We start from the raw sequence: 21,451 nt of genomic DNA on the forward strand, positions 1-21,451 counted from the left end.
GAGGCTGTCAATTAATTGGGATCAGGTGCGGGGGAGTCTGCAGGCGCGGGTTCCACATCAAAGGAGAACTGACGCGGCTCATCCGAAGGTCCGTCCTCGGGATAATACAGGCGCGCATTCAACGTGTAGGGATTGCGCAGGTCGCCGCGGATGTGCAGGGTGAATTCGAGTTTCCAGCTGAGCGGTTCGACGATGTTCGTGGAGGCGACCTCCCCCCCGTCCGCATCGTGGAGGGCGACCTCGATGTAGGGGCGTTTCTGAAAGGGGGTGACTTCGATATTGACGCGCACCCGATAGCCATCGGGGTAAGGAACGGCGCTGAGCGAGGTGATTCGGGTCTCTTCCGGCACCGCGCGGGTTAGATTGTCTTCGGGGAAGAAAAAATCCATGCGGGGATTATACCCTTAAGGGTATTTTACCCTGCGGGCACGCTGTACCCACAAAAGAAATAGGGCGTCCGTGAGAGGTAGAGTACAGTTTCATTGGTGTGGAAGGGTATAATTCGGGTACATGGGTACCGGGGCTTTATACAGCGTGTTGCATAAAGCCTGGTTGGCAGCTCCTTATGATTGGTCATTCAGCCAAGGGAACAAGCAATGGGCGCAAAAGACAAAAGTTTTCAGCAAGAATTGCATTTGGAATTTCTCAAGGCATTACATGATGAAAAAACAAAGGCGCAAGGAACACGCGCCGCATATACTTCCAGCAAATTCGCCTTCATTACAGGGCTTTTTGGTTTGGGCGCTTTAAAGATTGGCATGGTGGATTTTCACTGGCTTTTATACCTCATCCCCTGGGTGGCATTAGGCTACGATCTATATATTCGCGCAGAGGATTTGAGCATTAAAAAAATGGGGGCGTTTCTTCGTTCCGATCCAAAAGCAAAAACCGCAGAAAGTGAAAGGGCTTGGGAACGTTTTTCCGCCCAATATCGAGATAAACTGGCTCATGTAGCGACAACACTTTTCACGCTCATTATCACCATTTCCGCGGCTGTGTATATCTATGCCCAACAAAGCGCAAAACAAGCTGGGATTCTACGCATTGAATTCTGGATGGGATTTATTGCCTGGTTTACAATCAGTTTTTCCGCCAATGTCGGTTTATGGGCGAGTCATCAAATACAGATTAAAAAATTGGACAAGACAGGCTCGACAATGGGGAAGAATAGAATCTGAACACCGCTGGTGCTTCCATAGGTGCCCATCACTGCGATGCACCTATCTGCGCGCGATATACTTGACATGCTCTTCGGCCGTATCGCGGTCATGTCCTTCGTAAATTTTGATTGTGTTGAAACTTTTTGTCGCAGCAAAGGCGTCCCCCTCCATTTTGAAGGACATGGGAAAGAAACAAGAATTGTTGTTGATTCCAATCCTTACCCAGGTGAAGTTCAGGAAGGGCTCTGGAACCGCCTGCTGTATGAAGGACTCAGTCTACAGTCGTTTTCGGATTTGATTAAGGCGCTAATGATTGAGGCAGAGCGCAGTTCCTCCCACCAAGGCGTCCTGGACGGGCGCCACCGTTCGTGCCGCGAGCACGACGGTGCGAGACGGCAGGATAATGCACGCTGTCTCGCAGAGCGGACGGCTGGGCGGCTGCGCGCAAACGTTTCCTGGCTTAACTCGTAAGTTTGTTGGCTTAATTTCAATGTTTGTTGGCTTAACACGCAGGTTTGTTGGCTTAATTGGGGTTCGCTTTGCAGGCACATTCGTTTGCCTACACGCAAAAGAGTGGGCTTGTAAACATATCATGACATCTTTTGAAAAATATCATGACATCTTTGGAAACATGTCATGATATTTTCAGGGATACATTTGGAAGGTTTCCCCTCCAGGCCTGCCCGCACAAAAGACCCCGCTTCGGGGGCCTTTTTATTTCGGGTGTATGATTGACCGCATGTCACGCAACCGCATCATCCTCGTCACCATCGGCATCATGCTCAGCCTGTTCCTCGCTTCGATGGAAGCGACCGTCGTTGCCACCGCCATGCCGACCATCGTCGGTCAACTGGGGGGATTGGAACAGTATGCCTGGGTCTTCTCCGCGTATATGCTGGCTTCGACCACCACCGTTCCGCTGTACGGCAAACTGTCCGATGTCTACGGGCGGCGGAAGTTATATCTCGTTGCGATGGTGCTTTTCCTCGCCGGCTCCATCCTGTGCGGGCAGGCCGGTACGATGACGCAGCTCGTCCTCGCCCGCGCCCTGCAGGGACTCGGCGCAGGCGGCATCATGCCGCTGGCGTTCATTCTGATTGGCGAGATGTTCTCGCTTGAACAACGCGCCCGCATGCAGGGATTGTTCTCCGGCGTGTGGGGCGTTTCGTCCGTGGCGGGTCCACTGCTTGGCGGTTTTATCGTGGACAACCTCTCATGGCACTGGGTGTTCTACGTCAACATCGTGCCGGGCTTGATCGCCGCGGGGCTGGTCGGTTTTGGGTGGAAAGACCAGATCCAACGTCAGGGCAGAGCCGTGGTGGATTATGCCGGGGCGGCGCTGCTCTCCGCATCCGTCGTCGCGCTGTTACTCGGTCTCACCGGCGTGGAGTTCGGCTCATCCGCCAGCCTGATCCTGATCGGCGTTTCCATCATTTTGTTCGCCGCCTTGACCTGGGTGGAAAGCCGCGCAGCCGACCCGATCCTGCCGATCGCGCTCTTCCGCCGCGACCGCCTGTTCTCGACCGCCATCCTGCACGGCGTGTTTTCGGGCTGGGCGCTGTTCGGCAGTATTTCGTTCATCCCATTGTTCGTTCAATCGGTGCTTGGCACGAGCGCGACGCAGGCCGGCATCACCATCACGCCGCTGTTGATGGGCTGGGTGCTGGCGAGCATCATCGGCGCGCGCATTTTATTGAAGGTCGGCTATCGCAGGCTGACCATCGTCGGCACGTCCCTGTTGGTGATCGGCGCATTTCTCATGTCGCAGGTCGGCGCGCATACGAGTTACACCCTGCTGATGGTCTTCGTTGCATTGATGGGCATCGGCATGGGCTTTTCCATTCCCCCGTTCCTGATCGCTGTGCAGACGACCGTGGAGCGGCGTCTGCTCGGCACCGCCACCTCCACGATGCAATTCAGCCGTTCCATCGGCGGAACGATCGGAGTCAGTGTGATGGGCGCGGCCTTGACCATGCGCCTCGCCTCGAACCTGAACGCCTCGGGACTTAACCCGGAACTGGTCTCGCAACTCCTCGAACCTTCGTTCGGCATCCAAACCGTCCTCGACGAAGGCCTGCGCCTCGCGCTGGCGAACGCCATCCATCTCGTGTTCGTGATCGCGTTGATCTCCGCCGTGCTGGCGTTCGTCACGGTCTTCTTCACCCCGCGCATCGAGCTGAAGGATAAACCTGCCGCAGCCCCCGTCAGCGCGGATTAAACCCGCCTTTTTATATGGATGCGATCCTTATTCACGGAATGGGAAGAACTCCGCTGGCCATGTCGATTTTGGCGGTACGGCTGCGCGCCTCGAATATTCGAACCCACCTCTTCGGCTACTCGGTCACCTTTGAACGCTGGGATACCTGCGTCCAAAGGTTCGAAAATTTCATCGAGAAACGCGTCAAAACAAACGACTTTATTATTGTCGGTCATTCCCTTGGAACGGTGCTGACACGCGCCGTAGTACCCCGGCTGTCTCACAAACCGGTAGCCTGCTTCTTCCTGGCTCCCCCGGCGCAAGTCTGCAAGGCGGCGCGTACCTTTGTCCACCGTCGCATGGTTAAATTGTTGATCGGCGAAATCGGACAGGTCCTTGCCGACAAACAATTCATGGACACATTACCGTTGCCGGACGTGCCAACCAAGATATACGCCGGGATCTCAGGTCCGCGCGGGCGTTACTCACCGTTTGGGGAGGAGCCGAATGATGGCCTGCTGGCAGTCAAAGAGACTCTTTTACCAAGTGTTCCCGTGCAAACCGTCCCTGCGATCCATACCTTTATCATGAACTCAAAGATGGTTGCCGAAGATATTGTGAGGCTTGCAGGTCCCGCTCAATTTCATGAAGAATAAATAAAGACCTCCGATTTTGAATTCGGAGGTCTTCACTACTTGACTCATCAACTATTCAACCATCAAACTACCCTCACCCGTTCTTCTTCTGAAATTCCTTCATGAATTTCACCAGCGCCTGCGTGCCTTCCACCGTCATGGCATTGTAGATCGAAGCGCGCATCCCGCCCACGGAGCGATGTCCCTTAAGGCCGATCAGCCCCGCGCTCTTGGCCTGCTTCGCGAAGGCATCTTCCAACTCCTCGCTCGGCAAACGGAAGGGGATGTTCATCAACGAACGCGCTGCGGGCCTGGCATGCCCGCGGTAGAAACCGCCGCTCCCGTCAATGGCTTTGTAGACCAGGTCCGCCTTGGTGCGGTTGGTCTTCTCAACGGCGGCGAGACCGCCTTGCTTCTTCGCCCACTTGAAGACCAGTCCCACCATGTAGATGGCGAACGAAGGCGGCGTATTATGCAGCGAACCGCTCGCGGCAAGAGTCTTGTAATCCAGCATCACGGGCAGGTTCTCGGGCACGCGCTCCAGCATATCGTCGCGGATGATGACCACCGTCGTCCCCGATGGACCCGCGTTCTTCTGCGCGCCTGCGTAGATCAACGCATACTTGGAAACATCGATCGGGCGGCTGATGAAATCGGATGACATGTCACAGACCAGCGGCACGCCGGCGGGAGGCGTCGGCTCCGTGAAATATTCCACGCCGTGAATCGTCTCGTTGGACGTGAAATGCAAGTACGCGGCATCAGGCTTGAGGTCGAGCGAGGCGGGGAAACCGTTGAATCCGTCCGCTTCGGTGGTGGCGGCGACATGCACCGCGCCGAGTTTCCTGGCTTCCTTCACCGCCGTCTTGCTCCACGAACCCGTCACAATGTAATCGGCGGAAGCACCCGCCGTGCGCAGGTTCATCGGCAGCATCGCAAATTGCAGCGTCGCGCCGCCCTGCAAAAACATCACCTTATAGTTGGCGGGAATGCCGAGCAGTTCGCGCAGATCCGCTTCTGCAGTCTGGATGACCGTCTCGAACTCCTTCGAGCGGTGGCTGATCTCCATCACCGACATGCCCGTCCCCTTAAAATCGAGCAACTCCGCCTGGGCTTCCTGCAACACTTCCAACGGCAAAACACCGGGACCGGGATTGAAATTATAGACACGCTTTACATCAGACATTGGGACTCCTATTTTTGGATTAACTACGCCTCATTTCGAGACTTGAAATTGATTCTGCTTCGAACGACAGTTGTCTACACGGCTGCATTGTATTCCAAATCAGACAATGCGATCCAAATCATTATATACCCAGCTTGGGTATTATATAATTTGTCTGACAAATTCACAAGAACAAATGACACGTTTCCATCCTGATTCTTATCGTTGACAAAGGTTTTTGCCATTGTTAGAATGACCCAGTGTTTGAAACTGCCTTCACAAACAGGAATTCAGCCGATTCGTCGGTTGGGTTCCTGTTATTAATTTCAGCCCCAATTTAAGGAGAAACTCAATGAAAGTACTGATCTGCGACAAGACCGAAAAGGAATATATCGAACGGATGCGCGCTGCGGGTCTCAGCGTGGATGTCCGCGATGACATCACCCCCGAAGACCTGATGACCACCCTCCCCGCCTACGACGGCATGGTCGTGCGTTCGCGTACCAATGTCCGCAAAGACCTGATCGACGCCTGCCCCAACCTCAAGGTCATCGTGCGCGGCGGCGCGGGACTCGACACCATCGACCACGAATACGCCAAATCAAAAGGCATTGCGGTCATGAACACCCCGCTGGCCAACTCCGCATCCGTGGCGGAACTGGCCATCGGCTACATGCTCATGCTGGCGCGCTCGCTCTACAAAGCATCAGAAACCATGAAAGCTGAAAAATGGGAAAAGAAAGCCTTCACCGGCGACGAAATCGGCAGCAAGACGCTGGGCTTGATCGGCATCGGCAACATCGGCAGGGAAACCGCCAAACGCGCCATCGCCATGGGCATGACTGTGCTTGCCTACGATCCGTACGTCAATGAGGCCGACGGCATCAAACTGGTGGCGTTGGATAAACTACTCGCCCAGTCCGATTACATCAGCCTGCACCTGCCCAAGACCAAGGAGTCCACGGGCATGATCGGTAAAGAACAATTCGCTAAAATGAAGGACGGCGTCCGCATCGTCAACTGCGCGCGCGGCGGCATCATCGATGAGAACGCCCTCTACGAAGCACTGACCAGCGGCAAGGTCGCCGGCGCGGCGCTGGATGTCTTCGCCGAGGAGCCGCCCACCGACTGGAAACTCGCCAGGCTGGATAACGTCATTGCCTCCCCGCACATCGGCGCAGCCACCAGGGAAGCCCAGGCCCGCGTCGGCGCGGAAGTGGCGGAGAAGTTGATCGCGTTCTCGAAGAACGGCAAGTAGGGCACAGCGCCGCTGTGTCCCTACCGGAGAAGAGACTTTATTATGAAGATCATCAGCGATATCGGTATTCAAATTCCGCAGGTGTATTTACCCAAGGCAGGTGTTGACCTGAAGAAATGGGCGGTCATCGCGTGTGACCAGTTCACATCCGAGCCGGAGTACTGGCATGACGTGGAGAAGATCGTGGGGGATGCGCCTTCGACCCTGAACCTGACCTTCCCCGAAGTGCATCTGGAAAAACCAGGCGAGGAGGCACGTATTCAAAGCATCCAACTGGCGATGCGCAGCTACCTGGAGGAGGGCATCCTTCAACCGCACGATGGATTTGTCTATGTGGAACGCACGATCAATGGAAAAACGCGCAATGGCGTGATGCTCTGCCTCGACCTTGAACGTTATGACTACAACAAAGGCTCCTCCAGCCTGATCCGCGCCACCGAAGGGACGATCGTGGACCGCCTGCCTCCCCGCATCAAGATCCGCGAAGGTGCGGCGCTGGAATTTCCCCACATATTGGTGTTGATCGACGACCCGAACCACACCGTCATCGAACCGTTGACGACGGCAAAACAAAATTTCGAGAAGTTGTACGATTTTGACCTGATGCTGGACAGCGGTCACTTGGCTGGGTACGCGGTGAATGCCGAATTTGAGCATGGAATCGTCGAAGCCCTGCGCGGACTTGCCAACCCCGAAACCTTCGCTGCGAAATATGATGTCAGCAAGGATGAGCCCGTATTGCTCTTCGCAATGGGCGACGGCAATCATTCGCTTGCCACCGCCAAAGCCATTTGGGAGAAGAACAAATCCCAGGTCGGCCCGGATCATCCCTCGCGCTATGCGCTGGTGGAGATCGAGAATGTCCACGATGAAGCGTTGGAATTCGAGCCAATTCACCGCGTGCTGTTCGGCTTAAAGAAGGATATCTTCGCCGGGATGCAGGCGTTCTTTGGCAGGAATTTCAGTTACACCCCTGCCGCCAGCGGAGCGGATATGATCCAGCGGGTGGATAATGCCGATGGTCAGAAGCAGCAGGCTATCGGTCTGGTAGGAGGCGGGAAGCAGTTCGGCGTGGTCGAGATCGCGAATCCATCATCCAATCTGGCGGTCGGCACGATCCAACCCTTCCTCGACGGCTTCCTGAAAGACGGCGGCGCGGAGAAGATCGATTACGTGCATGGCGAGGACGTAGTGGAACGGCTGGCTTTGCAGAACGGCAATGCGGGCTTTTATCTGGCCGGCATGCACAAGGATGAACTGTTCAAGACAGTGATACTTGACGGGGCGCTGCCGCGCAAGACGTTCTCGCTGGGCGAAGCGCATGAGAAGCGGTTTTACATGGAAGGGAGAAAGATCTCATAGAAAAAGGGTCGCTCCTCGCGAGCGACCCTTTTTTATTTGCGTGGGGCGTGGAATGGGACCATGAACAGAAAGCCCAGAGCAATGATGCCCTGACCGATCAATACCCCCGTTGCCTGCCACGGTCCGAAATACGGGACCTGTGGAAAGGAGTGTGAACCCATCCCAAAGATATCCGCCAGGCCGGCGAAGACGGCGAAGACATAACCGGTACTGACCAGCCTCGAACCAATGTCCGATGTGATCGTACGTTCAAGTCCCCACCATAAGGTGAGCAAGCCGATATATCCGCCGAGGCAGATAAAGGCAAGCCCAAGGAGAAAGACCGCGATCTGCACGAAGCCCACCACCGGACTGCGGTCCCAGCCGAAGAGATCGGGTTTGGCGCCGACAGTGAAAATGAACAATCCGAAAAGAGTGACCGCCATGCTGACACGGATGCGGGGCGTCATCGCATCATCCACGCGAGAGGTGGTTTCAACAGGGGCGGATGCGGGGCGAGGCTTTTTGTTGGTCATTCGTTTTTTCCAAAAAGGTCGACGAGATTTTAAGGCAGTTTTTTTTTCAGGCGCGACAGCCAGTTGGCGCTAAAGATGTTTTCAATATCCGTTTTTGAATAGCCGCGCGCCTGCAACAAGGATACCAGATTTTGCAGATCGGCAATCGTATCGATCTCGGGCGGCACGGATTGCACGCCAAACCCGCCGTCGAAATCCGTGCCGATGCCGGCATGCAGCGAATCCCCGGCCAGCTGGCAGATGTGGTCAATATGATTGGCGACGTACTCCAGCGGAACTTCTGTGCGGGGATTTTTTCCCGACAGCCAGCCGACTTTGAGATAGGTGTTGAACGGGACAACCCCCACGGCACCGTCACGCCCGATGATGCCTTCGAGGATGCGGTCTGATAAATGACGGTTGCTGTTCGAATTGGGTAGGAGCGCCGCGCAATTGGCGTGCGTGGCAACGATGGGACCTTCGTAGATATCCAGCGCTTCGACCGCGGCGCGTTCGTCCATGTGGCTGAGATCGAGGATGAAATTGGTATCGGCCATGGCGGCCAGCAATTCGCGTCCATCCCCGGTGAGCGGACCGGGTTCACGCCAGCCGCCGCAGTAGCGAGTCCCCACCCAGGCGGGACCGATCAGCCGCACGCCCAGTTCGTACCACTCCCCCAATTCGGACGGATGACGCACACCCTCCGCGCCTTCCATGAGGACGACCATGCCGACGGGATGTCCGCTTTCGCCGGGAGTCTGCCAATGGTTCAAAATCAGGTTCAGGTCGGAGGAGGAGGCGACGAGGCGGAATTTATGTGGAGTGGAATCGGTCATGCGGTGATACGCCAGCAGTTGTTCGCGATACAGGTCATGCGCTTCGTCAAAATTTTTATAGACCAATTTTTCGTTTTGAGATTTGCGAAAACGAAGCGGGGTTGCAAAGAGCGTGGAAAAAACAACTGCGACACGCCCGCGCTGGTAATCATCCCAGCCGAGCAGGGTATCTTCGTTATCCAGCACGGTTTGCGTGCCTGCTTCGAGGCGGCGCGTTTCCGCGGCGGGACGCGTATAATCGCGTTCGAACCGCAGCATGTTATAGGCAATGTCTGCGTGGGCGTCAACAAGGATGGGATGCATGGGATGGATTATGAAAAGCGCACCTTGCGGTGCGCTCTGTTTTATTCCTTGTTTTCTTCGTTGTCCGGGCTTTCTTCGGCTTGACTTTCTGCCGGCCGGCTTTCCGCGGCCTGGCCTGCCTCAGGCTGGGCTTTCTCGTCCTGCTCGTTCAGTTCCTGCGTGAGCATTTTGAAGTCCTTGTCGGCAAAGGCGGCCGAGTCCACTTTGCGAAGGCTCAAGCCGATGCGGTGCTGGTCCGTATCGATGCGGATGACGCGCAGGGTTTTGACGTCACCCTCCTTGAGGACTTCCTTGGGATGTTCGACGCGGTTCTCGCTTAACTCGGAGATGTGGATGAGACCTTCGATATCGCCTTCGAGACGGGCAAATGCGCCGAATTTGGTCAGGCGGGTGATGACACCCTCCACAAGCTGCCCGACGCTGAATTTTTCCACGCGGTCCTTCCACGGGTCATCCTGCAACGCACGGATCGAGAGACCGATGCGCTTCTTCTCACGGTCAATGTTGATCACCTTGACCTGCACATCCTGCCCCACTTCCAGGATTTCCCTGGGATGCGCGAGGCGGTCCCATGAAAGCTCGGAGAGATGCACGAGACCGTCCGCGCCATTGACGTTGACGAATGCGCCAAAGTCGGCGAGGCTGGTGACGCGCCCGGTGTAGGTCTGGCCCTCTTCCAATTCACCGATGACGCGGTCTTTCATCGAAGCGCGCGATTCGCTGCTGGCGGCGCGTTCAGAAAGGATCAGGCGGCGGCGTTCGCGGTCCACCTCGATGATGCGCACGGAGATCGGCTGTCCGACCATTTTCTGCCAGCGTTGTTCAGGCGTATCGCCCGAGGATTGTGTACGGCGCGTGGCGCTGATCTGCGAGGAGGGAACAAAGCCGCGCAAATTGCCGACGGCAACGATCAAACCGCCCTTGTTGAAACCGATGATCTTGGTATCGATCACGGTCTCATCGGCGATCATCTTCTCAACATTTTCCCAGGACATCTGCTCCTGGGCGCGTTTAAAGGACAGGACAACATTGCCATTCTGGTCTTCGGGGTGAACCACAAAAACATTAACTTCCTGTCCCACTGTAAGTTCGGCGCGCTCCTCCTCGGTGAGTTGTTCCAACTCGCGTCCCGCAACCACACCTTCCGACTTTGCACCGATGCTGATCAGAATCTGATTAGAGCCAATGCTCGCAATCGTACCCTTGCGGATTTCGCCCGTCTGGGGCAATTCAACACTTAAGGATTCTGATTCAAGCAGTGACTCCATGGTTTGATGATTCTGGTCTCCCTGCGCGCCTGCTGCCCCGCTCAGGGCTTCATTTTGATCCATCACTCGTGAACTCCAATTAACTGAAATGTAAGCTGGATTATACAAGTGAATGGTCAAGTTGGCAACCCTGCCATATCGCATTTTGATTTAAGATGAAACACGCGTTATAATCACGGGCTGGAGTAAATCAATGCCCGCCATTTTTCCCTTCACTGCCATCGTTGGACAGGAGCGCATGAAACGCGCTCTTATTCTGAATGCCGTTGATACCCGCATAGGCGGCGTACTGATCCGCGGCGAACGCGGCACAGCCAAATCCACTGCGGCAAGAGCATTAGCCGCGTTGCTTCCCAAAGTGCAGATCGTGCAGGAGTGCCGCTTCGGGTGTGATCCCGACAAGCCCGCCACCTGGTGTACTGAATGCAAGGAACGCGCCTCGTCCAATAAAAAACTTCCCACTGCCGAGCGCACCACACCCTTTATCAACCTGCCCGTCTCCGCCACCGAAGACCGCGTGGTCGGCACGCTGGATATCGAAAAAGCCATTCAAAAGGGCGAACGCCATTTCGAGCCGGGCGTGCTCGCTTCCGCCAACCGCGGCCTGCTTTACATCGACGAAGTCAACCTGCTCGACGACCATGTGGTGGACATCCTGCTCGACTCAGCCGCCATGGGCGTAAACACGGTCGAACGCGAGGGCATTTCCTTTGCCCATCCGGCGCGCTTCATTCTTGTCGGGACGATGAATCCTGAAGAGGGAGATCTGCGCCCTCAATTGCTGGACCGCTTCGCCCTCTCGATGGACATTGTCGGCATCCGCGACGCACGCGAACGCATGACCATCATGGAACGCAATATCGCCTTTGAAAAGGATGCGGAAGCCTTCCGCAAGCACTGGCTTCCCAAGGAAGAAGAACTCTCGAAGAAGATCGCCCGCGCGCGTGAACTCGTGGAACAGGTCACCTACACCAGCCGCGACCTGCTCTCCATCGCCGCATTGACCGCTTCGCTCAATGTGGACGGCCACCGCGCCGACCTCGTCATCCTCAAAGCCGCGCGCGCCGAAGCCGCCTTTGAAGGCAGGACGAAGATCAATGATCACGACATCGCTCTCGCCGCCGAACTGGCGCTGCCACACCGTATCAAACGCACACCCTTCCAGCAGGCTGAAATGACCACCGAACAATTGCAGGAACGCATCGAGCAGCTGGCCGGTCAGTCCATGCCAAGCGAAGCGGATGATGAATCCGAAAGCGAACAGGACGGCGAAACCGAGGAAAAAAAAACTTAAAACTCGAAGATGAGCAGGAGGAAGGTCCGCAGCAGGGCAATCCCGAGCCCATGCAGCAGCAGGAAGTCTTTGCGAGTTCCAATGCGAATTGGTGGGACGGCGGACAAAAAGTGAAGGCAGGCGAGACCTTCCAGCCGCGCAGATTGAATACCCCGCTCGATAAATTGACCAGAAAAAAGGCCGGCAGGCGGTCACTGACCAAAACCGAGCGCAAGCATGGCCGCTATATCAAAGCGCGCCCCGCGGGCGAAAACCTCACAGACATCGCCTTCGATGCCACCTTTCGCGCGGCGGCCCCTTTCCAAAAACAACGAACCGAAGAAAGAAAAAAATTAGCCTTTTCGATCAAGAAAGGTGATTTACAACGCAAGGTCCGCATAAAGCGCGTGGCAAACCTTGTCCTTTTCCTTGTGGATGCTTCGTGGTCCATGGCGGTTGCCGAACGCATGAATGCCACGAAGGGCGCGATCCTTTCGCTGCTGACGGACGCCTATCAACGCCGCGACCGCGTCGGGCTCATCGTCTTTCAGAAGGACCGCGCCACATTGGTCTTGTCCCCAACCAATTCCATCCAACTTGCGCAGCGCGCCTTGATGGACATCCCCGTCGGCGGCAAGACGCCGCTCTCCGCGGGGTTGTTCATGGCACATGATGTGCTGACCCATGAGAAACACATCCATCCGGACGTGGAACCGCTTCTGATCGTGTTGACCGACGGGGCGGGGAATGTATCCATTGGCACCCTGCCGCCGCAGGAGGAATCCTTCAAATTTGCGGAACTCATCGCGAACGAAAAGACGCGTTCCGTGGTCATCAACATGGAGCACGCCGCCTTCGACCAGGGTCTCGCCCAGCAACTGGCGGATCATCTCGAAGCGCCGTGCTATTCGCTCAGTGAATTGAAGGCGGAAAGTTTGTACAATGCGGTGGTGGATGAGATGTCCAAGCCGGCGAAGAAATAAAATACCATGTCATTGCGAGGGGCGCCAGCCCCACAGCAATCTCATCCTATTGTTGGGATTGCTTCGCCGCCTGATTTCGATACGGACTTCGTCCTACTCAACCAACGGCCGCTCGCAATGATATTTTTTACGAATCAAACCCCAGCCCCAAGGCATCCAGAGTTTTCAACCAGAGATTTCTGCGCCCGCCGTTTTTGTCGGCCTGATCGAGCGACCAGCGCGTGAAGTTGATAATTGGCGAACGGAAGGGTTCGGGCGGAAAGAGAAACGGTTTGGTTTTCACCATTTGCAAGTCAGTGCGTTCGGTCTTTTTATCATCAAGCAAATCAAGCATCACTTGTGCGCCAAAGCGGGATGCGCCCACACCCAACCCTGTGTAACCCATTGCATACGCAACGTTACCGCCGTACGTTTTGCCCCAAAAGGCTGTGTAACGCGAACAGGTATCGATCACGCCGCCCCAGGCGTGCGTGAAACGGAGTCCTTCGAGCTGGGGAAAGGTCTGGAAGAAGTGCTCCGCCAAAAGTCCGAAGGAGGCGGGGCGGTTTTCGAGGTGCGGTGCGACACCGTTATTCCGATAGTAGATGGCGTCGTATCCGCCCCACAGAATGCGCCCATCCGCCGTCATCTGCGAATAATGGAATTGATTGCCGTTGTCGCTCAGCCCTTCGCGCCCGTGCCAGCCGATGGAGTCGCGCTGCGACTTTGAAAGCGGCTCGGTCATCAGCACATAATCGTAAACAGGCACGACATAAAACGATAGCCGTTTAAGCAAAGGCGGGAAGGCATTGGTTGCAAGCGCAACCCGTTTGGCTTCGACTTCGCCACGCGGGGTTTTAAGGAGGACGTGCTTCGCGACACGCTTCTCTTCCAACGCCCTAACCTGCGTGCTCTCATACAAGCGGACTCCAAGGCTCAGGCATGCCCGCCTCAAACCCCACGCAAGTTTGGCGGGATCGATCATCGCAATGGACGGGTCATGAATGGCGGCGAGAAATGAAGGGGAATGGATGCGCTTGCGAGCCTCACTCTGTTCGAGAAATCGAATCTGCAACCCGTACTGCGCGGACTCTTCGGCTTCCTCGCGCAGTTCTTCAATCTGATATTCCTCGTTGGCGATATTGATCTCGCCCGAACGGATGAAATCGCACTCGATGTTGAACTCTTTGATGGTCGCTTCGATACCGTCGAGATTTTGGTCGCCGAGTTGAATCAGTTTGGCAAGTTCCTTTTCCCAGCGATTCCTGCCGTTCTGAAAAGAATGCGTCAGCGATGCGGCACAGAACCCGCCGTTGCGTCCGCTCGCACCGATCGCCACTTCCCCCGCTTCGAGCAGGACGACATCACGGTCCGGGTCGGCTTGCTTGGCCTGCAAAGCCGTCCACAGACCGGTAAAGCCCCCGCCGATGACGGCAAGGTCGGTTTGGATTTTAGCTGTCAGAGACGGGGCGTTTTCCGGCTTGTCGGGGTTATCCAGCCAGAAGGGGATCAAATTCACATCCGCGACCGCTTTAAGGCTTTCAGGGCGCGGCGTGTTCGAGAAAAACATGGGAGCTCCGATTTTCCCCATCCTGCCCGGAAGGCAGAGGGGCGCAAGGTCATTGATTTTCTGCAAGTGTAACGGGGGATGGAAGAAAGTGTCAAATTCCCCTCTTGACATTTTAGAACAAATATTCTAAAATACTGCATACATTTAGAACACAAGTTCTATATCATTCGACAAGGAGGTCGAAATGAACACATACCGTCGTAATCCGCTGGGAACCGGCTTAAGAAACCTGTGGAACAGCATCGTCCACAACCGCCAGTTCAATCGCGGTGCCGCCTGGGGCATGATGATCATCGCCGCCCTGCTGGCATTCGAGATCTTTAACTTCAGCGCCACACGACACGCCCTGCTGGATATGCTCGGCAACCTGGAGTTTGCAGGCTTCCGCTGGGCAAGCATCCTCGCCATTGCATTCTGCGGCATAGACTTTGCCGGCATCGCGCGTATCTTCACCCCCGAACAGGGGCGCGACGAACCCGCCGAGGTCTACTATCTCTTTGGGGCATGGCTGCTCGCCGCAGGTTTTAACGCCATGCTGGTCTGGTGGAGCGTGTCCGTTGCGATTGCCAATAATGGCGGTCTGCAAGCCACGGCATCCATAAGTTCACAAACGCTCAACCAGAGTGTGCCGATCTTTGTGGCGTGCATGGTTTGGCTGATACGTGTGCTCATCATTGGCACGATATCCCTCGCCGGTGACCGCATCTTCACCACTGCAAATGCCCCTCAAAACCAGTATCAACGTCCGTATAACAGCACCCCCCAACCGCGCACATCCTATCAGACCCAGGCTCATCGCGCTGTGAACAAGCCCGTCAACGAGCCTATCCTGCGGCCTGCTTCACAGATCAACCGCCCGGTTAATACTTCATCCTTCCAGCCTGCACCCAAGCCGGTTTCATCGCAATCTTCATTCATCGCACCTGAGCCAACCTATCACCCCGTCTCTTACGAAGCACGCAGTTCAGAAAACGGAGACCGCCGCTACGACGCATAGCAATCGCTTCGCGTTAGGGTGGTCCGTTACACTACACTGAACAACCAAAAACTCATTTCGAGCCCGGGTCCCCCAGACCCGGAAAGAGAATATACACATGCCCCGCGCTCGCTCCACAAAAACATATCGGCAAACAGCCGCAACCTTGCACGACGAAGGAAGCGGCTGTTTGTCCGGTTTTGCCCTCGTCCCGCTGGCCGTCATTTTTATCAGCGCCCTGCTGGCATCCTTCGCCTGGAAAACAACACCCCTTCCAGCCAATCCACCAGCTCTGGATTCACCGATCCTGATGGATTCTCCGCCCGATCCCATCCCAGCCGGCATTTCCTCCATCTTTAGAGTGGAGGTGCTCTATTGGGCGGATTCCATCTCCGGATGGGCGGCCACTTCGAATCTTAACCCGAACCTGGTCGCCACCATCATGCAGATCGAATCCTGCGGCAACCCGCGCGCCATCTCCAGCGCCGGCGCCATGGGACTGTTCCAGGTCATGCCATATCACTTTAGCACAACTGACAACCCCTACAACCCCGACACCAACGCCGCCCGCGGTCTGGCCTATCTCGTCCGCTCGCTCGAAGCCGCAAACGGCAATGCCCGCCTTGCAATGGCGGGTTATAACGGCGGCATCAGCATCATTCAGCGCGGCGAATCGACGTGGTCTGCCCAAACGAAGAGATACGTGCAATTTGGCGCGCCAATTTACAACGATGCCACCAGCGGACTTGAATCAAGTAACGCATTAAATGATTGGTATTCTAGATACGGGGTGAGTTTATGCAAGGAAGCCAGTAAAAGATTGGGCTTGCCGTAAAAAAATCCGTCAGCGGCTCACGTCAATACATTCAACCAAATTACAAACGTCGTACCTCTCCCATTTTTTGACTCAACCTTGATCTGTCCGCCATGGTGTTCGATGATCCAGTGCGCAATGGACAGTCCCAGCCCAAAGCCGCTGGTCTTTGAGCGTGTGCGTGCTTTTTCCGCGCGGTAGAAACGGTCGAAGATGTGAGGCAGGTCTTCGGCAGGGATGCCCGGCCCCGTGTCCCGCACAATGAGGCGCGCCTGATCACCCAGTTTTGACAGGCTGAGGAACACATCCCCGTCCGGCGGCGTGTATTGAATGGCGTTCGCGATCAGGTTATATAAAACCTGTTTCAAACGGTCACGGTCTCCATTGACCATCACCTGGTCGATCTCATTGAGATGGACATGCACCTTGCTGCCAGCCAGAACGCGCATTTCAGTAAAAACCTCAGTCAATAAAAGGTCCAATTCAACCCGCGCAAAGTTGAGGGTAAGCTTGCCTGACTCAGCCTGCGCGAGCATAAGCAAGCCGCCCACCAGGCGTGTGAGCCTGCCCGCCTCCTGGTCAATGCTGTTCAATGATTCCTCATCCGCTTTTTTCATACGGCGGATCAAATCCACATTGCCCTTGATGACGGTCAACGGCGTGCGCAATTCGTGGCTGACATCCGCGAGAAAGCGCTGTTGGGAAGTGAATAGGGATTCCAGGCGTTCCAGCGTTTGATTGAACGAAACCACCAGGTCGCCGATCTCATCCTCCACCTGTTCCCGGTATGGGATGCGGCGGGAGAGATCATCAGCACGGTTGATCTGATCCACCGTTTCGGTGATGGACTCGAGGGGTGAAAGCGCGCGCCCCAGCACCGCCCAGGAACCAAGCGCCGCCAGAAAAACCGCCACCACCGCAATGACCGCCATGGTGGAAAGCAGGTTACTGCGCGTCGCATCCACAACGCTTAAACTCGCACCGACCTGCAGCGTACCAATGACCCGTTGACCCGACATCAGAGGAACGCTCAACACCCGCAGATGCGCTCCGTCCAGGTAGGAGTCTTCATAGATGGTCAGGCCAGATCGCAGTCCGATGGGATCGAGGGGCTGGTTTAATGTCCCAATGCTGGGAGAGGCTGTAATCAGGGTTCCATCCTTTGCCCAAACCTGTACATAGGCATTGGAGGTCATGTCCAGCGGAGGCATGCTGAGCAGGCTGACCTCGCCCACCGTGTTGACCCTGGCAACCAGCATGATCTCACGCGCCACGCCAGCCAGCATGGTATCCACCTGGTTGAGCAAAATGACATTGACGAGAACATAGGCTGCCGCGCCAAAGATCAACAAAATTCCGCCCATGAACGTTGAGTACAGCAGGGTCAGGCGCAGGCGCAGGGACATGACAGCAGTTTAATGGGATGAGTTTAAGACAACCTGAGAGTCAAAAGAAAAGCGGCAGTTCAACAACTGCCGCTCTCAGCTATGGATTTTCACGCAGAACATACCCAACCCCGCGCACCGTATGGATCAGGCGCGGCTCATTTTCCGCTTCCAGCTTTTGGCGCAAATAGCGGATGTACACTTCCAGCACATTGCTCTCGCCGCCAAAGTCATACCCCCAAACACGGTCAAAGATGACTTCACGCGTCAAGACCTGCTTGGGATGGCGCAGGAACAACTCAAGCAATTCATACTCTTTTGCGGTCAAGGCTACAACCCGACTCGCGCGCGCCGCCTGGCGCGACCCGGTATCGAGTGAAAGGTCCGCGAATTTTAAAACAGGAATGCGCTCGGGTTGGGTGCGGCGCAGCAAGGCGCGCACACGCGCGAGCAGCTCATCCAGATTAAACGGCTTGACCATGTAATCATCCGCACCGGCATCCAGCCCCTGAATGCGATCCTGCACGGTATCCTTCGCGGTCAACATCAATATCGGGATCGAACCGCCCTGACGCAAACGATGGCAGACTTCCAGGCCATCCATGCCCGGCAACATCCAATCCAGTACAACAAGGTCAGGTGTATGGTCGCGCGCTGCGATCAACCCCATGCGCCCATCCGTGGCGGTATCCACCGTGTAGCCTTCATAAGCCAGCCCGCGCTGCAATAGTTTCAGGATCGCCTGGTCGTCTTCGATAATCAGGATTCGCTCGTTCATGGCATTGCTCCTTGCCAAAAATATACCATAAATTCCATTTACTTATTTGCCTCTTATTGAGTTCACAGCCTTTTGAAAATCACCAGGATAGTCTGCCTGAAAGAGCATCAGCCTGCCCGCCACAGGATGCGTGAACGCCAGCGAATAGGCGTGCAAGGCAGGACGTGAGATCACATCCGTTTCGGGCGCGCTGTACAGGACATCCCCCACAAGTGGATGCCCCAACGCATAGGCATGGACTCGAATCTGATGCGTCCTGCCGGTCATGGGCATCGCCTCCACCAACGCTGCGGCTTGATAGCGTTCCAGAATCTTGAATCTCGTCTCCGAGCGGACTCCATTCCTGTTGTCCACCATCGTGCGATGTTTATGCCCCACGTTCACCCGCAACGGGAATTTGGTCACTTTCTCATCCCATTTCGGGATACCGGTCATAATGGCGTGATATTTCTTCTCCACCTGATGCTTCTCGAATTGAATATTCAGCGAACGATGTGCATCCGCCGTCAATGCAAAGACCAGAACCCCGCTCGTGGTCTTGTCGATGCGATGTACAACCCAGAGCTTTCCATATTGCTCCTCCAGTATCTTTACAAGGTGAGACGCATCCTTGTCCCAGCCTTCCGGCAGCACAGAAAGCCCCGCAGGTTTGTTGACGACAAGGATGGCATCATCCGAAAAAACAACTTCCATACATCCATTGTACACCAGCAGCTTGACATCCAATCACCAACCGGCGTATGATGTTTTCCATGAACCAGCAGCCCACAAATGAACCCAGCCACCCCAACCTGATCGACTCGCTGAATCACCCGCTGGCAGGGCCGATCCGCAAACTGCTCTCCCGCACTGGCAGGCAGGAGTTGGGCAGGATCCTTATCGACGACGAAGACAACATCCTCCAGGCGCTCGGAGCGGGCCTGAAAGTGGAATCTGTGTACTTTGCGGGGGAGGAAGTCATCTCGGATGAATTGAGGAAAAGATTACCCGCAGATGCAACCGTCCATGAGGTGGCGAAACGCACCACCAAAAAACTCTTCGAGAACGACAAGATCTCGCGAACCTTCGCCATTGCAAAAACACCGATACCAGTCGGCCTGGCTGCGTTGAAAACCATCAAAAGAGACGTGGTTGTGTTGGAAGACCTGGGCATTTCAGGCAACATCGGCAATATCACGCGCACATCGCTTGCGCTGGGCGTGGGCGGCATCCTTTTGCTCAACATGGACCCGATCGACCTGTACGACCGCCGCCTGATCCGCGCCAGCAGAGGCTACCTCTTCTCCCTGCCGATGATCACAGCCTCGACCAGTGACTTTTTGGAATACTGCAAAACGAACAACGAAACCCTGCTCGTCACCGCCATGGATGCGGAAAAGACCGTGTCAGACATCGCATCCATTCCCGAACGCCTGCTGATCGTCTTCGGCAGTGAAAAGGAGGGATGCTCACCCGAAGTCGAGAATGCCGCCACATTGAAGGCACGCATCCCCATCAGCAACAAGGTTGAGTCGCTTAATGTCTCGGCATCGGCGGGGATCACGCTTTACTGCCGCATTGGTTTCAATCAAGATGGGAGTACTGCATAACCTCATAGCGCAAGATTGCTCCCTGCGCCGTACCCATATCTGGGCATACATCCCCGGCGCGGGAGTTTTCTCACAAAGACTTTGCCCTGTAATAATAAGAACAGGGAACAAATGCTCAGGATTTTCGTTTTAATAGTAAACATCGATACGGAGAAAATATGAAGAAAACCACCCTGCTTTTCGTTGTAACCCTTGTCGGGGCATTACTAGCCGCCTGCACTGGCGGAGGCACAAGTCCCGCATCCATTGTCGGCGAATGGGAACTGGTTTCCTACGGCAACCCAGCCAGTCTAACCCCCGCCCTCACCGAAGTGGAGACCAACATTTCCTTCGGCGAAGACGGTCAATTCGGCGGAAATGTAGGTTGCAATGGCTTCGGCGCGGACTACAAAGTCAGCAGCGATGAAGTTACCTTCGACGCGATCGTTTCCACCATGATGTACTGCGAAGCCGTTGCCGACCAGGAAAGCGCTGTGATCGGTGCGCTGTCCGGGAATCCCGTCACATTCCAACTCGACGGCGACACTTTGACGCTCACCTCGGCAGACGGCGCCTCGGTTGTTGTGCTTGCCCGCAAGTAACTTGAATTTCACTGAAAACAAAAACCAGAGAACGATGTCTCTGGATTTTGTTTTTTTTAACTGCTAGCTCCGCTGTATCGTTTCAGCCCCGCCTTCCAGACGATGGAAGCCACCCAAAAACTGGCAATGCTGATGGCGATGTACATAAAAACCTGCCCTGAGAGCAATTCGCCGCGCAAAGCCTGGAGCGGAATGGTCGTCGCCACGGCGATGGGGATGATGAAGGTCACGATCACTCTCAGCCAGACGGGATACACCGTGACGGGATAACGCCCCGCATCCATCAACGCCTGGAGGATGGTGACGTTGTTGTCGAACTTTGTGAACCAGAAAGTGAGCGCAATGAGGACGATCCAAAGGCTGTAGATGATGATCGTGCCTGTGATGGCGAGCAGAACAAAGGTCAGGATTTGAATCGGGGAGGTCACGTCGCCCGCCATGTGAATACCGACCACGATCAAGATCACGGCGAGCACCAGGTCCCAGATCCGCCAGACTGTGATGCGCGAGAAGGTGACGAGGAACATGCTGTTGACAGGCTGGAGGATGGTGTAGTCCATCGAGCCGTCACGGATGGATTGGTTGAATTTTTCGGTGTTGGGCCAGACGAGCGCGATCATCAATGTGTTGACGAGGCGGAAGACGCCCAGCAGGGCGATCAGTTCGCCGATGCCCCAGCCGCCGAGGGTTTCGGTATTGCTGAAGATGATGCTCAGGCTGAGCAATTCCCAGCCGAGCCACATCAGGTTGAGCAGGATGTTGACGACCGTATCGGCGCGATAAGCAAGCGCCATTTGCACATTGACCTTGAAGAACGCGGATAGCAGTTTTAGTGTATGCATGGA

Annotated in this window: 21 protein-coding genes; 11 read left to right on the forward strand and 10 right to left on the reverse strand. The window is 55.5% G+C overall.

The annotated features are described in order from the left end of the window. Positions 1 to 11 precede the first annotated feature (11 nt). Positions 12 to 389, reverse strand: coding sequence for a hypothetical protein (locus QY332_19830; GenBank protein ID WKZ35866.1), 378 nt, complete (start codon positions 387 to 389; stop codon positions 12 to 14). A 207-nt stretch (positions 390 to 596) separates the two neighbouring features. Here QY332_19830 and QY332_19835 point away from each other — a divergent pair, with 207 nt between their 5' ends. From QY332_19835 to QY332_19845, 3 genes are all read left to right on the forward strand, one after another. After that, positions 597 to 1,178: a hypothetical protein gene (locus tag QY332_19835; GenBank protein WKZ35867.1), complete on the forward strand. Its 582-nt coding sequence runs from the start codon at positions 597 to 599 to the stop codon at positions 1,176 to 1,178. A 721-nt stretch (positions 1,179 to 1,899) separates the two neighbouring features. Next, complete coding sequence (locus tag QY332_19840) at positions 1,900 to 3,378, forward strand: MDR family MFS transporter (GenBank protein WKZ35868.1); 1,479 nt, start codon at positions 1,900 to 1,902, stop codon at positions 3,376 to 3,378. 14 nt (positions 3,379 to 3,392) lie between these two features. After that, positions 3,393 to 4,013: an alpha/beta hydrolase gene (locus tag QY332_19845; GenBank protein WKZ35869.1), complete on the forward strand. Its 621-nt coding sequence runs from the start codon at positions 3,393 to 3,395 to the stop codon at positions 4,011 to 4,013. Positions 4,014 to 4,086: 73 nt separating this feature from the next. On the opposite strand, the gene serC is transcribed toward QY332_19845, so the two are convergent. Beyond that, positions 4,087 to 5,178: a 3-phosphoserine/phosphohydroxythreonine transaminase gene (gene serC / locus QY332_19850; GenBank protein WKZ35870.1), complete on the reverse strand. Its 1,092-nt coding sequence runs from the start codon at positions 5,176 to 5,178 to the stop codon at positions 4,087 to 4,089. Between the two features lie 331 nt (positions 5,179 to 5,509). On the opposite strand from serC, the gene QY332_19855 reads away from it, so the two are divergent. Both QY332_19855 and QY332_19860 read left to right on the forward strand, forming a co-directional pair. Beyond that, entirely contained in the window at positions 5,510 to 6,415 is a 906-nt protein-coding gene (locus QY332_19855; GenBank protein WKZ35871.1) for a hydroxyacid dehydrogenase, read from the forward strand. A gap of 42 nt (positions 6,416 to 6,457) precedes the next feature. Next, on the forward strand, positions 6,458 to 7,777 hold the full coding sequence (locus QY332_19860) for a DUF1015 domain-containing protein (GenBank protein WKZ35872.1): 1,320 nt from the start codon (positions 6,458 to 6,460) through the stop codon (positions 7,775 to 7,777). Positions 7,778 to 7,809: 32 nt separating this feature from the next. Here QY332_19860 and QY332_19865 read toward each other — a convergent pair whose 3' ends face one another. Genes QY332_19865 through QY332_19875 form a run of 3 tightly spaced genes read right to left on the reverse strand, consistent with a single transcriptional unit; the run spans position 7,810 to position 10,741 of the window. Continuing rightward, positions 7,810 to 8,292, reverse strand: coding sequence for a hypothetical protein (locus QY332_19865; protein ID WKZ35873.1), 483 nt, complete (start codon positions 8,290 to 8,292; stop codon positions 7,810 to 7,812). 29 nt (positions 8,293 to 8,321) lie between these two features. Then, positions 8,322 to 9,410 carry a membrane dipeptidase gene (locus QY332_19870; protein ID WKZ35874.1) on the reverse strand — a complete coding sequence of 363 codons (1,089 nt, stop codon included), beginning with the start codon at positions 9,408 to 9,410 and terminating at the stop codon, positions 8,322 to 8,324. A gap of 41 nt (positions 9,411 to 9,451) precedes the next feature. Then, positions 9,452 to 10,741, reverse strand: a complete 1,290-nt coding sequence (locus QY332_19875; GenBank protein ID WKZ35875.1) for a S1 RNA-binding domain-containing protein — start codon at positions 10,739 to 10,741, stop codon at positions 9,452 to 9,454. A gap of 130 nt (positions 10,742 to 10,871) precedes the next feature. On the opposite strand from QY332_19875, the gene QY332_19880 reads away from it, so the two are divergent. Then, positions 10,872 to 11,972: an ATP-binding protein gene (locus QY332_19880; protein ID WKZ35876.1), complete on the forward strand. Its 1,101-nt coding sequence runs from the start codon at positions 10,872 to 10,874 to the stop codon at positions 11,970 to 11,972. 50 nt (positions 11,973 to 12,022) lie between these two features. Then, a complete protein-coding gene (locus tag QY332_19885) occupies positions 12,023 to 12,934 on the forward strand; it encodes a VWA domain-containing protein (protein WKZ35877.1) in 912 nt (303 codons plus the stop codon). A gap of 127 nt (positions 12,935 to 13,061) precedes the next feature. On the opposite strand, the gene QY332_19890 is transcribed toward QY332_19885, so the two are convergent. After that, a complete protein-coding gene (locus QY332_19890; GenBank protein WKZ35878.1) occupies positions 13,062 to 14,483 on the reverse strand; it encodes an FAD-binding oxidoreductase in 1,422 nt (473 codons plus the stop codon). Between the two features lie 184 nt (positions 14,484 to 14,667). On the opposite strand from QY332_19890, the gene QY332_19895 reads away from it, so the two are divergent. Together QY332_19895 and QY332_19900 are read left to right on the forward strand one after the other, a co-directional pair. Continuing rightward, positions 14,668 to 15,480 carry a hypothetical protein gene (locus QY332_19895; protein ID WKZ35879.1) on the forward strand — a complete coding sequence of 271 codons (813 nt, stop codon included), beginning with the start codon at positions 14,668 to 14,670 and terminating at the stop codon, positions 15,478 to 15,480. A gap of 97 nt (positions 15,481 to 15,577) precedes the next feature. Continuing rightward, positions 15,578 to 16,294 (forward strand): transglycosylase SLT domain-containing protein, encoded by a 717-nt coding sequence (locus tag QY332_19900; protein ID WKZ35880.1) that lies wholly within the window; start codon positions 15,578 to 15,580, stop codon positions 16,292 to 16,294. A gap of 17 nt (positions 16,295 to 16,311) precedes the next feature. Here the strand turns inward: QY332_19900 and QY332_19905 are convergent, their stop codons facing one another. The 3 genes from QY332_19905 to QY332_19915 form a co-directional block, all read right to left on the reverse strand. Further along, positions 16,312 to 17,679 carry a HAMP domain-containing sensor histidine kinase gene (locus QY332_19905; protein ID WKZ35881.1) on the reverse strand — a complete coding sequence of 456 codons (1,368 nt, stop codon included), beginning with the start codon at positions 17,677 to 17,679 and terminating at the stop codon, positions 16,312 to 16,314. Between the two features lie 79 nt (positions 17,680 to 17,758). After that, complete coding sequence (locus QY332_19910) at positions 17,759 to 18,436, reverse strand: response regulator transcription factor (GenBank protein WKZ35882.1); 678 nt, start codon at positions 18,434 to 18,436, stop codon at positions 17,759 to 17,761. 42 nt (positions 18,437 to 18,478) lie between these two features. Then, on the reverse strand, positions 18,479 to 19,129 hold the full coding sequence (locus tag QY332_19915; GenBank protein WKZ35883.1) for an RluA family pseudouridine synthase: 651 nt from the start codon (positions 19,127 to 19,129) through the stop codon (positions 18,479 to 18,481). Between the two features lie 59 nt (positions 19,130 to 19,188). Between QY332_19915 and QY332_19920 the strand changes: the two genes are divergently transcribed. Both QY332_19920 and QY332_19925 read left to right on the forward strand, forming a co-directional pair. Then, complete coding sequence (locus tag QY332_19920; GenBank protein ID WKZ35884.1) at positions 19,189 to 20,025, forward strand: TrmH family RNA methyltransferase; 837 nt, start codon at positions 19,189 to 19,191, stop codon at positions 20,023 to 20,025. Between the two features lie 158 nt (positions 20,026 to 20,183). Next, positions 20,184 to 20,606, forward strand: coding sequence for an META domain-containing protein (locus QY332_19925; protein ID WKZ35885.1), 423 nt, complete (start codon positions 20,184 to 20,186; stop codon positions 20,604 to 20,606). A 56-nt stretch (positions 20,607 to 20,662) separates the two neighbouring features. On the opposite strand, the gene QY332_19930 is transcribed toward QY332_19925, so the two are convergent. Beyond that, complete coding sequence (locus QY332_19930) at positions 20,663 to 21,448, reverse strand: ABC-2 family transporter protein (GenBank protein WKZ35886.1); 786 nt, start codon at positions 21,446 to 21,448, stop codon at positions 20,663 to 20,665. Positions 21,449 to 21,451 lie beyond the last annotated feature (3 nt).

Source organism: Anaerolineales bacterium (assembly GCA_030583885.1).
GTDB lineage: Bacteria > Chloroflexota > Anaerolineae > Anaerolineales > Villigracilaceae > Villigracilis.

Bases quoted from the DNA above. Each gene is read 5' to 3' on its own strand.
- QY332_19910 (WKZ35882.1), bottom strand. From the start codon at position 18,436: ATGAACGAGCGAATCCTGATTATCGAAGACGACCAGGCGATCCTGAAA.
- QY332_19920 (WKZ35884.1), top strand. From the start codon at position 19,189: ATGAACCAGCAGCCCACAAATGAACCCAGCCACCCCAACCTGATCGAC.
- QY332_19925 (WKZ35885.1), top strand. From the start codon at position 20,184: ATGAAGAAAACCACCCTGCTTTTCGTTGTAACCCTTGTCGGGGCATTA.
- serC (WKZ35870.1), bottom strand. From the start codon at position 5,178: ATGTCTGATGTAAAGCGTGTCTATAATTTCAATCCCGGTCCCGGTGTT.
- QY332_19840 (WKZ35868.1), top strand. From the start codon at position 1,900: ATGTCACGCAACCGCATCATCCTCGTCACCATCGGCATCATGCTCAGC.
- QY332_19830 (WKZ35866.1), bottom strand. From the start codon at position 389: ATGGATTTTTTCTTCCCCGAAGACAATCTAACCCGCGCGGTGCCGGAA.
- QY332_19880 (WKZ35876.1), top strand. From the start codon at position 10,872: ATGCCCGCCATTTTTCCCTTCACTGCCATCGTTGGACAGGAGCGCATG.
- QY332_19905 (WKZ35881.1), bottom strand. From the start codon at position 17,679: ATGTCCCTGCGCCTGCGCCTGACCCTGCTGTACTCAACGTTCATGGGC.
- QY332_19865 (WKZ35873.1), bottom strand. From the start codon at position 8,292: ATGACCAACAAAAAGCCTCGCCCCGCATCCGCCCCTGTTGAAACCACC.
- QY332_19900 (WKZ35880.1), top strand. From the start codon at position 15,578: ATGCCCCGCGCTCGCTCCACAAAAACATATCGGCAAACAGCCGCAACC.
- QY332_19870 (WKZ35874.1), bottom strand. From the start codon at position 9,410: ATGCATCCCATCCTTGTTGACGCCCACGCAGACATTGCCTATAACATG.
- QY332_19855 (WKZ35871.1), top strand. From the start codon at position 5,510: ATGAAAGTACTGATCTGCGACAAGACCGAAAAGGAATATATCGAACGG.
- QY332_19860 (WKZ35872.1), top strand. From the start codon at position 6,458: ATGAAGATCATCAGCGATATCGGTATTCAAATTCCGCAGGTGTATTTA.
- QY332_19875 (WKZ35875.1), bottom strand. From the start codon at position 10,741: ATGGATCAAAATGAAGCCCTGAGCGGGGCAGCAGGCGCGCAGGGAGAC.
- QY332_19895 (WKZ35879.1), top strand. From the start codon at position 14,668: ATGAACACATACCGTCGTAATCCGCTGGGAACCGGCTTAAGAAACCTG.
- QY332_19885 (WKZ35877.1), top strand. From the start codon at position 12,023: ATGCAGCAGCAGGAAGTCTTTGCGAGTTCCAATGCGAATTGGTGGGAC.
- QY332_19890 (WKZ35878.1), bottom strand. From the start codon at position 14,483: ATGTTTTTCTCGAACACGCCGCGCCCTGAAAGCCTTAAAGCGGTCGCG.
- QY332_19915 (WKZ35883.1), bottom strand. From the start codon at position 19,129: ATGGAAGTTGTTTTTTCGGATGATGCCATCCTTGTCGTCAACAAACCT.
- QY332_19930 (WKZ35886.1), bottom strand. From the start codon at position 21,448: ATGCATACACTAAAACTGCTATCCGCGTTCTTCAAGGTCAATGTGCAA.
- QY332_19845 (WKZ35869.1), top strand. From the start codon at position 3,393: ATGGATGCGATCCTTATTCACGGAATGGGAAGAACTCCGCTGGCCATG.
- QY332_19835 (WKZ35867.1), top strand. From the start codon at position 597: ATGGGCGCAAAAGACAAAAGTTTTCAGCAAGAATTGCATTTGGAATTT.